The 12,296-nt window shown below is 66.0% G+C and carries 14 protein-coding genes; 11 read left to right on the plus strand and 3 right to left on the minus strand.

Going from position 1 to position 12,296, the window contains the following annotated elements; all coding sequences use genetic code 11:
* Positions 1 to 65 precede the first annotated feature (65 nt).
* A complete protein-coding gene (locus tag ACVWWN_RS16205; RefSeq protein WP_457144789.1) occupies positions 66 to 275 on the plus strand; it encodes a hypothetical protein in 210 nt (69 codons plus the stop codon).
* Positions 276 to 315: 40 nt separating this feature from the next.
* Positions 316 to 471: a hypothetical protein gene (locus ACVWWN_RS16210; protein ID WP_457144790.1), complete on the plus strand. Its 156-nt coding sequence runs from the start codon at positions 316 to 318 to the stop codon at positions 469 to 471.
* Here the strand turns inward: ACVWWN_RS16210 and ACVWWN_RS16215 are convergent.
* Positions 468 to 1,106, minus strand: a complete 639-nt coding sequence (locus ACVWWN_RS16215) for an SACE_7040 family transcriptional regulator (RefSeq protein WP_457144791.1) — start codon at positions 1,104 to 1,106, stop codon at positions 468 to 470. The genes ACVWWN_RS16210 and ACVWWN_RS16215 overlap by 4 nt on opposite strands.
* 94 nt (positions 1,107 to 1,200) lie before the next feature.
* Here ACVWWN_RS16215 and ACVWWN_RS16220 point away from each other — a divergent pair, with 94 nt between their 5' ends.
* The 8 genes from ACVWWN_RS16220 (at position 1,201) to ACVWWN_RS16255 (ending at position 10,741) form a co-directional block, all read left to right on the plus strand.
* Positions 1,201 to 2,751 (plus strand): carboxyl transferase domain-containing protein, encoded by a 1,551-nt coding sequence (locus ACVWWN_RS16220; RefSeq protein ID WP_457144792.1) that lies wholly within the window; start codon positions 1,201 to 1,203, stop codon positions 2,749 to 2,751.
* A 5-nt stretch (positions 2,752 to 2,756) separates the two neighbouring features.
* Complete coding sequence (locus tag ACVWWN_RS16225; RefSeq protein WP_457144793.1) at positions 2,757 to 4,772, plus strand: ATP-binding protein; 2,016 nt, start codon at positions 2,757 to 2,759, stop codon at positions 4,770 to 4,772.
* On the plus strand, positions 4,769 to 5,929 hold the full coding sequence (locus ACVWWN_RS16230) for an acyl-CoA dehydrogenase family protein (RefSeq protein WP_457144794.1): 1,161 nt from the start codon (positions 4,769 to 4,771) through the stop codon (positions 5,927 to 5,929). The genes ACVWWN_RS16225 and ACVWWN_RS16230 overlap by 4 nt, the downstream gene beginning before the upstream one ends.
* Positions 5,926 to 6,411, plus strand: a complete 486-nt coding sequence (locus tag ACVWWN_RS16235; RefSeq protein ID WP_457144795.1) for a MaoC family dehydratase — start codon at positions 5,926 to 5,928, stop codon at positions 6,409 to 6,411. The genes ACVWWN_RS16230 and ACVWWN_RS16235 overlap by 4 nt, the downstream gene beginning before the upstream one ends.
* Positions 6,411 to 7,229 carry an HpcH/HpaI aldolase/citrate lyase family protein gene (locus ACVWWN_RS16240; RefSeq protein WP_457144796.1) on the plus strand — a complete coding sequence of 273 codons (819 nt, stop codon included), beginning with the start codon at positions 6,411 to 6,413 and terminating at the stop codon, positions 7,227 to 7,229. Before ACVWWN_RS16235 ends, ACVWWN_RS16240 begins: the two co-directional genes overlap by 1 nt.
* 99 nt (positions 7,230 to 7,328) lie before the next feature.
* Complete coding sequence (gene pdhA / locus ACVWWN_RS16245; protein ID WP_457144797.1) at positions 7,329 to 8,420, plus strand: pyruvate dehydrogenase (acetyl-transferring) E1 component subunit alpha; 1,092 nt, start codon at positions 7,329 to 7,331, stop codon at positions 8,418 to 8,420.
* A 27-nt stretch (positions 8,421 to 8,447) separates the two neighbouring features.
* Positions 8,448 to 9,512 (plus strand): alpha-ketoacid dehydrogenase subunit beta, encoded by a 1,065-nt coding sequence (locus tag ACVWWN_RS16250; protein ID WP_457144798.1) that lies wholly within the window; start codon positions 8,448 to 8,450, stop codon positions 9,510 to 9,512.
* Positions 9,509 to 10,741, plus strand: coding sequence for a dihydrolipoamide acetyltransferase family protein (locus tag ACVWWN_RS16255; RefSeq protein WP_457144799.1), 1,233 nt, complete (start codon positions 9,509 to 9,511; stop codon positions 10,739 to 10,741). The genes ACVWWN_RS16250 and ACVWWN_RS16255 overlap by 4 nt, the downstream gene beginning before the upstream one ends.
* On the opposite strand, the gene ACVWWN_RS16260 is transcribed toward ACVWWN_RS16255, so the two are convergent.
* Both ACVWWN_RS16260 and ACVWWN_RS16265 read right to left on the minus strand, forming a co-directional pair.
* Positions 10,738 to 11,088 (minus strand): heme-binding protein, encoded by a 351-nt coding sequence (locus ACVWWN_RS16260; protein WP_457144800.1) that lies wholly within the window; start codon positions 11,086 to 11,088, stop codon positions 10,738 to 10,740. The two genes, ACVWWN_RS16255 and ACVWWN_RS16260, sit on opposite strands and share 4 nt — an antisense overlap.
* 44 nt (positions 11,089 to 11,132) lie before the next feature.
* Positions 11,133 to 11,423 carry a hypothetical protein gene (locus ACVWWN_RS16265; RefSeq protein ID WP_457144801.1) on the minus strand — a complete coding sequence of 97 codons (291 nt, stop codon included), beginning with the start codon at positions 11,421 to 11,423 and terminating at the stop codon, positions 11,133 to 11,135.
* Between the two features lie 309 nt (positions 11,424 to 11,732).
* Between ACVWWN_RS16265 and ACVWWN_RS16270 the strand changes: the two genes are divergently transcribed.
* Complete coding sequence (locus ACVWWN_RS16270; RefSeq protein ID WP_457144802.1) at positions 11,733 to 12,293, plus strand: hypothetical protein; 561 nt, start codon at positions 11,733 to 11,735, stop codon at positions 12,291 to 12,293.
* The last annotated feature ends 3 nt before the right edge of the window (positions 12,294 to 12,296 follow it).

Genomic DNA, 12,296 nt, shown 5'->3' on the forward strand with positions numbered 1-12,296 from the left:
GCAATTGTCCGGCGGGTAAATCTCAGCTGCGCACCGACCGGTGCAAACACGAATGGAGGCGCAGCATGCGAGGCGGCGGACTGCTCGGCGTCATAGTGCTGGTCTGGCTGTTGATCGGCGTGGTAGCCGCGTATCAGCGCGACTACTTCAAGGGTGGCGAAAGCAATTGCGCCACAGCGGGCAGCATTGCGCTGACCGTTGTCGCCGGCCCGCTCAACTACGCCGGTGTCAATCCCAAGGTAGCGAACTGCAACATCCCGCAGCCCAGCCAGTAATCAACTGGCCGTTACCAATTCAGAAAGAAATGGAGTAGCCATGATCGTCTTGGGTGCCATCTTGCTGATTCTCGGTGTCATCTTCGGCATCTCGATCCTGACATACATCGGTGTCGTCTTGCTCGTCATCGGTGCCGTGTTCTGGGTTCTCGGCAGCGTCGGACGTCCCGTCGGCGGCCGTAAAGTCTGGTACTAGTTGTCAATAGCCTGACCGACCGAGGTCAGCGCAGCGACCGTCATCGCTCTCAAAACGGCCCGCGCGCTGGCCTCGGTCGTTTTTCCGAGAGCCGGCCGCACGCTGTGCGGCGTGGAGTTCAACAACCCGAACGTGGCGTGCGCCATCAAGCGGGCGTCTGATTCGCTGCGGCTGTCATCGAGTTGGCGTAGCACGTCGACCCAGATCTCGACGTACTGGCGTTGGGACTTGCGCACCTGCCGTTTGGCCGTCGGCGGCAGACTGGGAAGGTCGCGGTCCTGGATACGGATCAGGTCCGACTCGCCGAGGGCGAAGTCCAGATGGAGGTCGATCAGCCCGTCGAGCGCCTCTTCGGGATTGGAGGCGTGGGCGACCACGTCGGTGGCACCGGCCAGCAAGCGGGTACTGATACCCACGAGCAATTCGACCAGCAGAGCCTCCTTGTTCGGGAAGTGACGGTAGATCGCCGGACCACTCACACCGGCCGCCGCGCCGATGTCCTCCAATCGGACTGCCGGATATCCCCGTTCGGCCACCAATCGCTCCGCCGCGGCCATCAACTGGGAACGTCGATCCGATTTCGCCCTGCTGCGGCGCGTGGCGGAGGACCCTGACGCCTGCCTCGTTGTCGCCATTGGCGCCCTCCGAACTCCTGGTGGACACTTGAGTTAATCGCGACTAACATACCATGAGTTAGTCGTCATTAACTCAACCGAACAGGTTTCATCGATGACACCGCGGGCTTCTCATCGCGACGAGCACCTTGCCCTCGTCGATCAGTTGCGCACGAAGCTGGCCACCGCCGCACTCGGCGGTTCCGAACGGTCCCGCGAGCGACACGTCAGCCGTGGAAAGTTGTTGCCGCGAGACAGGGTGGACGGCCTGCTCGATCCGGGCAGTCCGTTTCTCGAACTGGCCCCACTGGCCGCCGACGGCATGTACGACGACGAATGTCCCGGCGCGGGAATCATTGCAGGCATCGGGCGGGTGTCGGGCCGCGAATGCATGATCGTCGCCAACGACGCCACGGTGAAGGGTGGCACGTACTACCCGATCACCGTGAAGAAACATCTGCGGGCCCAGGAGATCGCCGGCCAGAACCGGCTGCCGTGCCTCTACTTGGTGGACTCCGGCGGTGCGTTCCTGCCCCGCCAGGACGAGGTGTTTCCCGATCGCGACCACTTCGGCCGGATCTTCTACAACCAGGCGAACTTGAGCGCCGAGGGCATTCCGCAGATCGCTGCCGTGCTCGGCTCGTGCACTGCGGGTGGCGCTTATGTGCCCGCGATGAGCGACGAGGCCGTCATCGTGGCCAATCAGGGCACGATCTTCCTCGGCGGGCCACCGCTGGTGAAGGCCGCCACCGGCGAGATCGTGACCGCAGAAGACCTCGGTGGCGGTGATCTGCACTCCAGGATCTCCGGTGTCACAGATCATCTGGCTCACGATGATCGTGACGCGTTGCGTATCGTTCGCAACATCGTGGCCACGCTGGGCCCGCGATCGCAACCTCCCTGGGAGGTGACGCCTACCGTTGATGCCGTGGCCGATCAGACCGAACTCTACGACGTGGTGCCGGTCGACCCCAGGGTGCCCTACGACGTTCACGAGGTCATCACCCGCATCGTCGACGGCGGTGAATTCTCGGAGTTCAAGGCCGAATACGGCAGCACACTCGTCGCGGGGTTCGCGCGCATTCACGGGCAGCCCGTCGGGATCGTGGCCAACAACGGAGTCCTGTTCAGCGAGTCCGCGGTGAAGGGCGCGCACTTCATCGAGCTGTGCGACAAACGCATGACACCACTCCTTTTCCTGCAGAACATCTCGGGCTTCATGGTCGGCCGGGACTACGAGGCCGGCGGGATCGCCAAGCACGGCGCCAAGATGGTGACCGCCGTCGCGTGTGCGCGGGTGCCGAAACTCACGGTCGTGATCGGCGGTTCCTATGGCGCGGGCAACTACTCGATGTGCGGCCGGGCGTATTCGCCGCGCTTCCTCTGGATGTGGCCCAACGCACGGATCTCGGTGATGGGCGGGGAGCAGGCGGCATCCGTGTTGGCCACCGTACGCGGTGAGATGACCACGGAGGAGGAGGAGCGCTTCAAGGCGCCGATCCGTCAGCAGTACGAGGATCAGGGCAATCCGTACTATTCCACGGCCCGCCTCTGGGACGACGGAGTTATCGATCCGGCTGACACCAGAACCGTTGTCGGACTGGCCCTTTCCGTCGCAGGGCAAGCCCCCGTGGAATCCATCTCCTACGGCGTATTCCGGATGTGACGCAGATGGATACCTTCGACACCGTTCTGGTGGCCAACCGCGGCGAGATAGCCGTCCGGGTCATCCGCACCCTGCGCGCGATGGGGATCCGGTCGGTGGCGGTGTTCAGCGATGCGGATGCCGGCGCCCGCCATGTCCGGGAAGCCGACGTCGCGGTCGGCATCGGCCCCGCGGCCGCCCGGCAGAGTTACCTCGACATCGGCGCCATCATCGAGGCGGCCCGCCGGACCGGCGCGCAGGCGGTCCATCCCGGATACGGATTCCTCTCGGAGAATGCGCAATTCGCCGCCGCGCTTCGGGATGCGGAGATCGTGTTCATCGGGCCGCCGGTTACGGCAATCCAGACCATGGGTGACAAGATCGCCGCGAAGGCCGCGGTGTCGGCGTTCGGAGTGCCGGTCGTGCCGGGTGTGTCCCGCCCCGGGCTCACCGATGCCGACCTGACCGCCGGCGCGAGGGACGTCGGCTATCCGGTGCTGGTGAAGCCGTCGGCCGGTGGCGGCGGCAAAGGCATGCGGGTGGTGCAGGAGCCCGCCGAACTACCGGCCGCGCTCGTCTCCGCGCGCCGCGAAGCCGCCTCGGCGTTCGGCGACGACACGCTGTTCATCGAGCGATTCGTGTTGAACCCCCGCCACATCGAAGTACAGGTGCTCGCCGACGGGTACGGCAATGTGGTGCACTTCGGCGAGCGCGAGTGCAGCCTTCAGCGCCGCCACCAGAAGGTCATCGAGGAGGCGCCGTCACCACTTCTCGACGAAGCGACGCGCGCGAGAATCGGTGCGGCGGCGTGCGATACCGCGCGCAGTGTCGACTACACGGGTGCGGGCACCGTCGAGTTCATCGTTTCCGCCGACCGCCCCGACGAGTTCTTCTTCATGGAGATGAACACCCGACTGCAGGTCGAGCACCCCGTCACCGAGATGGTCACCGGCGTCGACCTTGTCGAACTGCAGGTCCGCATCGCGGCGGGGGAGAAGCTGCCGGTCGGCCAGGACGATATCGCGATGCGCGGGCACGCCATCGAGGCGCGGGTATACGCGGAGGATCCCGCGAACGGCTTCCTGCCCACCGGCGGTCAGGTCATCGGCCTGGCCGAACCGGCCGGGCCCGGGGTGCGCGTCGACTCCGGGCTGGCCGAGGGCACGGTGGTCGGCAGCGATTACGACCCGATGCTGGCCAAGGTCATCGCGTACGCGGGTGACCGGCCCGGCGCGCTGCGCGTGCTGGACCGGGCGCTCGCCGATACCGCGGTCCTCGGCGTCACGACCAACATCGAGTTCCTCCGATTTCTACTCGCGGACGCCGACGTGGCCGCCGGTCGCCTCGACACCGGCCTGCTGGACCGTCGATCGCCCGATTTCTCCCCGGCGCTACCGGGCGACGACGCACTGATCGCGGCTGCCGCGTACAAGTGGCTTCGCAGCTGGCCCGACCCGCCGGCTGACCTCTGGCAGGTGCCGTCGGGTTGGCGGATGGGGGAGCGGGCACCGACGACATTCCGACTGCGGGCGGGCGAGCGCACCGACCACGTCTACCTCACCGGGTCTCCCGGCTCCGCGACCGCAGTCGTCGAGCACGGTGAAAAGCACATGTTCACAGCGGTTCTCGAAGGTGAGCGACTGGCCGTCACACTGGATGACCTTCGCACCGACTATCGTGTCGCGGCCGGCGATGGTCGGATCTGGCTGTCCGGCGGCGGCCACACGGCCGTCGTCGAGGAGGTGCGGGAAGCGCCGGTCCGGCCCGGGGACGAACGCAGCGGGGACGCCGAGCTCACCAGCCCGATGCCGGGTTCGGTTGTCGCCGTTGGTGTTGCGGACGGCGAGCGCGTCGACACGGGAGATGTCGTGGTCACCGTCGAGGCGATGAAGATGGAACACGCGCTTGCCGCACCGGTCGACGGTGTGGTGGAACTGCTCGTCGCCGTCGGCGACCAGGTCAAGGTGGGCCAGCCGCTGGCGAGGATCACCGCCGCCGGCACAGCCGGCAATACAGCAGATGCGAAGGATGACGAATCATGAGCAATTTTCTGGCCACCGGAACGCTGCCCGACCACTACGAACAGCTCGCCAAGACGGTGCGCGACTTCGCCAGGAGTGTGGTCGCCCCCGTCGCGGCCAAACATGACGAGGAGCATTCGTTCCCGTACGAGGTGGTGTCGGGGATGGCCGACATGGGGCTGTTCGGCCTGCCGTTCCCCGAAGAGTACGGCGGCATGGGCGGCGACTACTTCGCGCTGTGCCTGGCGCTGGAGGAACTCGGCAAGGTCGACCAGAGTGTGGCGATCACGCTGGAGGCCGGTGTGTCGCTCGGCGCGATGCCCGTCTACCGGTTCGGTAACGACGAGCAGAAGCAGCAGTGGCTGCCACTGTTGGCGTCTGGCAAGGCATTGGGTGCCTTCGGGCTGACCGAGGCGGGCGGAGGCACCGACGCCGGGGCCACCAGGACCACCGCCAAGCTCGACGACGGACACTGGATCATCAATGGCTCCAAGCAGTTCATCACCAACTCGGGCACCGATATCACGAGGTTGGTCACTGTCACCGCCGTCACGGGGGATGGGCATGGCAAGAAGGAGATCTCGTCCATCCTGGTGCCGGTGCCCACCGAAGGCTTCACCGCCGAACCGGCGTACAACAAGGTCGGCTGGAACGCGTCGGACACGCACCCGCTGAGCTTCGACGACGTGCGGGTGCCGCAGGAGAACCTGCTCGGCGAGCGCGGTCGCGGGTACGCCAACTTCCTGCGCATTCTCGACGAAGGACGGATCGCGATCGCCGCGCTGTCCGTCGGGGCCGCGCAGGGCTGTGTGGACGAATGCGTCAAGTATGCGAAGGAACGCCAGGCGTTCGGCGCCGCGATCGGTACCTATCAGGCCATCGCCTTCAAAATCGCGCGCATGGAGGCCCGTGCACACTCCGCACGCGCCACCTACTATGACGCCGCGGCACTCATGCTGTCCGGGAAACCGTTCAAGAAGGCCGCGGCGATCGCGAAGCTGGTGGCCAGCGAGGCCGCCATGGACAATGCGCGCGACGCCACGCAGGTGTTCGGTGGCTACGGCTTCATGAACGAGTATCCGGTGGCGCGCCACTACCGCGACAGCAAGATCCTCGAAATCGGCGAGGGGACAACCGAAGTGCAGCTGATGCTGATCGCGCGGGAGGCAGGCCTTTGAGCGACAAGAAAATCGTCATCCAGCGCGGGTTGTGGTTCGAGGAGTTCGAGGCCGGGGTGCTCTACCAGCATCGGCCCGGGCGCACCATCACCGAGGCGGACAACGTGCTGTTCACCACGTTGACGATGAACACCCAGGCGCTGCACCTGGACGCGGCATTCTCCGACGCGCTGCCCCCGTTCAACCAGCGCCTGGTGAATTCGATGTTCACGCTCTCGACCCTGGTCGGCCTGTCGGTGGCCCAACTGACGCAGGGCACGATCGTCGGCAACCTCGGCTTCGGCGAGGTCGCCTTCCCCAAGCCGCTGTTCCACGGCGACACGCTGTATGCCGAGACCGAGGTGACCGACAAGCGGGAGTCCAAGAGCCGACCGGGCGAGGGCATCGTCACCTTCGCGCACACCGGGCGCAACCAGCACGGTGACGTCGTGGCGACGGCGTCACGAAAGACCATGGTGCGCAAACGTCCGGAGCAGGCATAGTGGCGTTGACTCGGACCGGGCCCGCCTGGCTGTTCTGCCCGGCCGACCGCCCCGAGCGGTTCGAGAAGGCCGCTGCGGCGGCCGACGTCGTCATTCTCGACTTGGAGGACGGGGTGGCGGCCAAGGACCGCGAGGCGGCCCGGCAGGCGTTGATCGATGTGCCACTCGACCCCGGCCGCACTGTCGTCCGGGTCAATCCCAGCTCGACAGAGGAACACGAACGCGATCTGCGGGCGCTGTCGCGGACCGGCTATTCCACGGTGATGCTGGCCAAAACCGAATCGCCCGAGCAGGTGAGTGCGCTCGCGCCGCACGACGTGGTGGTGCTGATCGAGACTCCGTTGGCGGCGTTGGTGGTCAACGAACTGGCCTATGTGGACAATGCGTACGGGCTGATGTGGGGCGCCGAGGACCTGTTCGCCGTCCTGGGAGGCACCGCCAACCGATATCCGGACGGGAGCTATCGCGAGGTGGCCCGCCACGTGCGGTCTCAATCGCTGCTGGCGGCGAAGGCCTATGGGCGGCTGGCACTGGATTCGGTGTTCCTCGACATCAAGAATCTCGACGGGCTCCGTGCCGAGGTCGACGACGCGGTCGCGGTCGGGTTCGACGTCAAGGTGGCCATCCATCCGTCCCAGGTCGCAGTGATCCGCGACGGCTATGCACCCACCGCCGAACAAGTGCAATGGGCGCGACACGTCATCGACGCGGCGCATCATCAGAGGGGCGTCTTCCAGTTCGAGGGCATAATGGTGGATGCCCCAGTACTGCGGCGGGCAGAGCGCATCGTCGCGTTAGCGCCACACCCAGGCAGCTAGCGGACAGGCCTCCAACCAGAGGTTTGCTCTACCGCCACCGTGCTGAGCACCTCAGTCGCCTGACGGCGCGATCCGTCGTCAGTGACCCTAGGAGGCGGTATGGCCATGGGTTTTGACGCGTCGCCGCGTGTCGACCTCGACCCGATTCGACTTATCGCGCCCGACGGGACCCCCACTTCCGAGCGTCGTTACTCCCGGGAGCTGCCGCCCGAGACCCTTGGCTGGCTGTACGAGTTGATGGCCGTCACCCGCGACCTCGACGGGGAGTTCGTCAACCTGCAACGCCAGGGCGAGCTGGCGCTGTTCGCGTCGTGTCGCGGCCAGGAGGCCTCCCAGATCGGCGCCGCAGCGTGTCTGCGCAAGACCGACTGGCTTTTCCCGCAGTACCGCGAGATCGGCGCATTCCTGCTGCGTGGCATCACGCCGGCCCAGATGGGGGCGGTGTGGCGCGGCAAGTGGCACGGCGGCCTCGAGTTCACCAAGAAGTGCTGCGCACCCATCGCCATCCCGATCGGCACTCATGGCCTGCATGCGGTCGGCGCGGCGATGGCCGCTCAACGACTCGGCGAAGACTCGGTGACGGTGGCCTTCATGGGTGACGGGGCTACCAGCGAGGGCGATGCACACGAGGCGATGAACCTGGCGGCGGTCTACCAGGCGCCGTGCGTGTTCTTCATCCAGAACAACCAGTGGGCGATCTCGGTCCCGGTCGACCGTCAGATGGCCGGACCGTCCATCGCCCACCGCGCCATCGGCTACGGAATGCCCGGCATCCGGGTCGACGGCAACGACGTGCTGGCCTGTTACGCAGTGATGGCCGAGGCCGCCGGGCGGGCGCGTGAGGGTGGTGGCCCGACCCTGATCGAGGCGATCACCTACCGGATGGGTCCGCACACCACCTCAGACGACCCGACACGGTACCGGTCCACCGAAGACGTCGACCCGTGGACCGCGCGGGATCCGCTGACCCGCTACCGCACCTACCTGACGTCCGTCGGAGTCTGGAACGAGCGGTTGGAAGAGCGGGTCGCGACAAAGTCGAAACGGCTGCGCGCCGAGTTGCGTGACTCGGTGGTCGACGCCGAAGACATCGATGTCGCCGAGATGTTCGACACCGTCTACCACGACATCACGCCCGACCTGGTGGATCAACGGCAACAGCTGTTGGCCGAGTTGGCGAAGGAGGCGTGACGTGACACTGCGGACGCGAGGAGCAAAATGACGCAGATCATCGAGCGGCCCGCGATGCACGGCGACGACGTGCCGGAGCCTCACGGTCCCGTACTGACGGCGGTGCCGACGACGCCTACTTTGACGATGGCGCAGGCGATCAACCGCGCACTGCATGACGCGATGGCCGCCGACGACCGGGTGCTGGTATTCGGCGAGGACGTCGCCACTCTCGGCGGCGTGTTCCGGGTCACCGAGGGATTGTCCGAAACCTTCGGCGATCAACGATGTTTCGATACCCCGCTCGCGGAGTCGGCGATCATCGGGATCGCGATCGGGATGGCGATCCGTGGTTTCGTGCCGGTCCCGGAGATCCAGTTCGACGGCTTCGCTGCGCCCGCGTTCGATCAGATCGTCAGCCATCTGGCGAAGTACCGGATGCGTACCCGCGGTGACGTCGACATGCCGGTGACCATCCGTATCCCCTCGTTCGGCGGTATCGGCGCGGTGGAACACCATTCGGAATCCACCGAGAGCTACTGGCTGCACACCGCGGGCTTGAAGGTGGTGGTGCCGTCGACGCCGTCGGATGCGTACTGGCTTCTGCGTCAGTCCATTCAGAGCCGTGACCCGGTGATCTTCATGGAGCCCAAGCGACGGTATTGGGCGCGCGAACCGGTCGACACCAACGCGCCCGTGCTGCCCATTGGACGGGCCGCGATCAGGCGCCCCGGCGACGACGTCACGGTGCTGACCTACGGCTCGCTGGTCGCGACCGCGTTGAGCGCCGCCGAACTGGCGGCCGAGCAGCACGGCTGGAGCCTGGAGGTCGTCGACCTGCGGTCGCTGAACCCGCTCGACTTCGACACCGTGGCCGACTCGGTGCGCAGGACGGGTCGTGCGGTCGTGATGCACGAAGGCCCGCGCACCCTCGGCTTCGGCGCCGAGCTGGCCGCCAGAATCCAGGAGGAGCTGTTCTACGACCTGGAGGCACCGGTGCTGCGTGCCACCGGTTTCGACACGCCCTACCCACCGGCGCGGTTGGAGAAGCTGTGGCTGCCTGGTCCGGACCGGCTACTGGACTGTGTCGAGCGATCGATGGAGCAACCGTGAGCGCGGGCGTGAAGGACTTCCTGGTTCCCGACCTCGGTGAGGGGTTGGAGGATGCGACGATCACCAGCTGGAATGTCGCGGCAGGCGATGAGGTCGAGCTGAACCAGACCCTCTGCACGGTCGAGACCAACAAGGCCGAGGTCGAGATTCCGAGTCCATACGCGGGTCAGATCCTCGAACTCGGCGGTGCGGAGGGCGAGACCCTCACGGTCGGCTCGGTTCTGGTGCGCATCGCGACGGCCGTTCCCGTCGCCTGCGAACCGGAACCAGAACCCGAACCCAAGCCGGCGGCTCCGGCGCACCAAGGCAACGGAGCGGCGCGCAAGGCGGTGTTGGTGGGCTACGGCACCGACGACGCGATGGACACCAGCAGGCGGGGTTCGGCCGAGACGCGGCCACGCGCCAAGCCGCCGGCCCGAAAGCTGGCCGCGGAGTTGAACGTCGATCTCGACCGCCTGATCGGCACCGGATCGAGCGGCGTGATCACGCGGGAGGATGTGCTGGCCGCCGCGGGTCGGTCGGCACCCACCCACGACATGGTCGCCGTGCGCGGCGTGCAGGCCGAGATGGCGCATCGAATGACGCTGTCGCGCAGGGAGATCCCCGATGCTCACGCCGGTGTTCAGGTCGACTGCACGGGCTTGCTGTCACTGCGCGACCGATTGCGCGATCTGGCGGCGGTGGACGAGCCGATCACATCCTTCGTACTCACGTTGCGGCTGCTGGCCATCGCGCTGCACCATCATCCAAAGCTGAATTCGACGTGGCTGGACACCACCGACGGTCCGCAGATAGATCTGCATCCCGCCATACACCTGGGGTTTGGTGTGGCGGCGCCGCGCGGACTGCTGGTTCCTGTCGTCAGCGATGCGCACGCCGTGACGACCCGGGAGATGGCTGCCGTGGTGGCCAGGCTCATCCGCGAGGCGCGGGCAGGCACGCTCAAACCGGCGGAATTGCAGGGCTCGACCTTCACCGTGTCGAACTTCGGCGCGCTCGGACTGGACGAGGGTGTGCCGGTGATCAACTACCCGCAGGCCGCGATCCTCGGCATGGGGTCGCTGAAACCGCGGGCCGTCGTCGTCGACGGCGAGGTGGTCGCACGGCCGACGATGACGGTGACGTGCGCGTTCGACCACCGGATCGTCGACGGCGCGCAAGCCGCGGCGTTCCTTGGTGAGCTTCGCACCTTGATCGAGGCGCCCGATGTGGCGCTACTCGACCTCTAGCCCATCGGCATATCAGGCAGCGGCGCGTTGCAGCGATCCCGGAAGTCGGCCGCCGGCTGCCTGACAGCCCTCAGTTCGTCCCGTATCTGCGGGTTGGCGTCCATATACCCCTGGACCGCCGACACGATCTCATCCCTGGACTTGCCTTTGAGGCTGGTGAAGAAGTTGTTCACATCCGGATGGGTGAAGAGGTAGGACGACGTCCCGGCAGACACGCCGGACATCACGCCGGCCAAGTCGGCGGCAGTGCAGTTGGGCGGGTCGGCGGCGGCGGTTGCGGCGGTTCCGGCCAGCAGCGAGCCCGCAACCGCGGTGGCGATGATGACGCCTCGAAAAGCTTTCAACATGGTGAGCTCCTTCGTTCAATGGTGGTGCGACACAGTCAAGAAGGTCAGCGCGGTCCTATGCCTCCGCCTCCGCCGGGGCGGCCGGGACGACCGGGGTTGAGGTCGATGTCGATCCCCCAGCCGTCGTCGCAATACCAGGGGTCGGAGCAATAGGACGGGTAGAACGGGCCCGCCGACGGGGGTGTGGGACCGCCGCCGCGGACCGCGCCCTGTGCGCACACGGTGGACCCACCGGCGTTGACGCACTCCGCCGAGGCCGGTGATGCGACGGTGACCGCGACCGGCATCACCGTTATGGCAATTCCCAAAATCAGGTAGCGCTGTCTCAATGGCACGGCAGCTCCCTCCTCGATAAGGCGGCCCGCCGCGAAGACGCTCCCCGGCAACGCACCGGAACCACTCTGGGCGGAGCGTAAATCGATACCAGTGAACGCGGGGCGGATTCGCGATTTCGCCGACCGGAATTTTCTTGTCATCTGAAGGAATTCGCTATGTCGATAGGCGAACTTACTTAAATATTAGTTGTGCTACCCCCGCCACGAATTGCTTTCCCCAAGGCGGCCCCGCGTTGCCAAATTGGCACTGTCAGCGCGTAATCGGGTGTTTACTGGCGATGTCAGCCGAGATCCTCAGGAGGGGCCGATATGGCGGCGAAGGACGAAAAGTGGGCCAAGCCGGCGGCGATGGCAATTCCGGAAGAGGGGTATTTCGAGCTAGATCGAGGCCGCTACGGGCCGGTCTATCCGAGGACACCGGCCTGCTACGGCTTCTCCATCATCGCGAAGGTCAAGGAGGGACGCGAAGAGGTGGTCCGGGCCTACGGCAAACAGATCGAGGAGGCCATCGCCGGAAGCCCCGATGTGCTCGCACCGCTGCGGTTGCACTACCTGCGGTGGGTGCTGTTCGACGTCGGATCGGGCCTGCACTTCCAGTATCAGGGCATCTTCGACACGGATTTCGACAAGTACACCGAGGACGCGGTCCAACTGTTCAGCGCAACCGGTATCACCACGGTGTTCACGAATCTCGAAGGGTTCCCGGAAGATTGGAAGGAGAACCCGGAGGCGTTCGTCAAGTTCGTCCGCGAGCACCAGTGTCCGAGCTTCCTGGAGTACGGCGAGTATCCGTACGTGACCGCCGATGAGATCAAGAAGGCGCTCCGGCTGAAGGCCGCCTTCTCCGCGATGCTCGACCAGATGCAGTGAACC

The organism is Mycobacterium sp. URHB0021, from assembly GCF_054057895.1.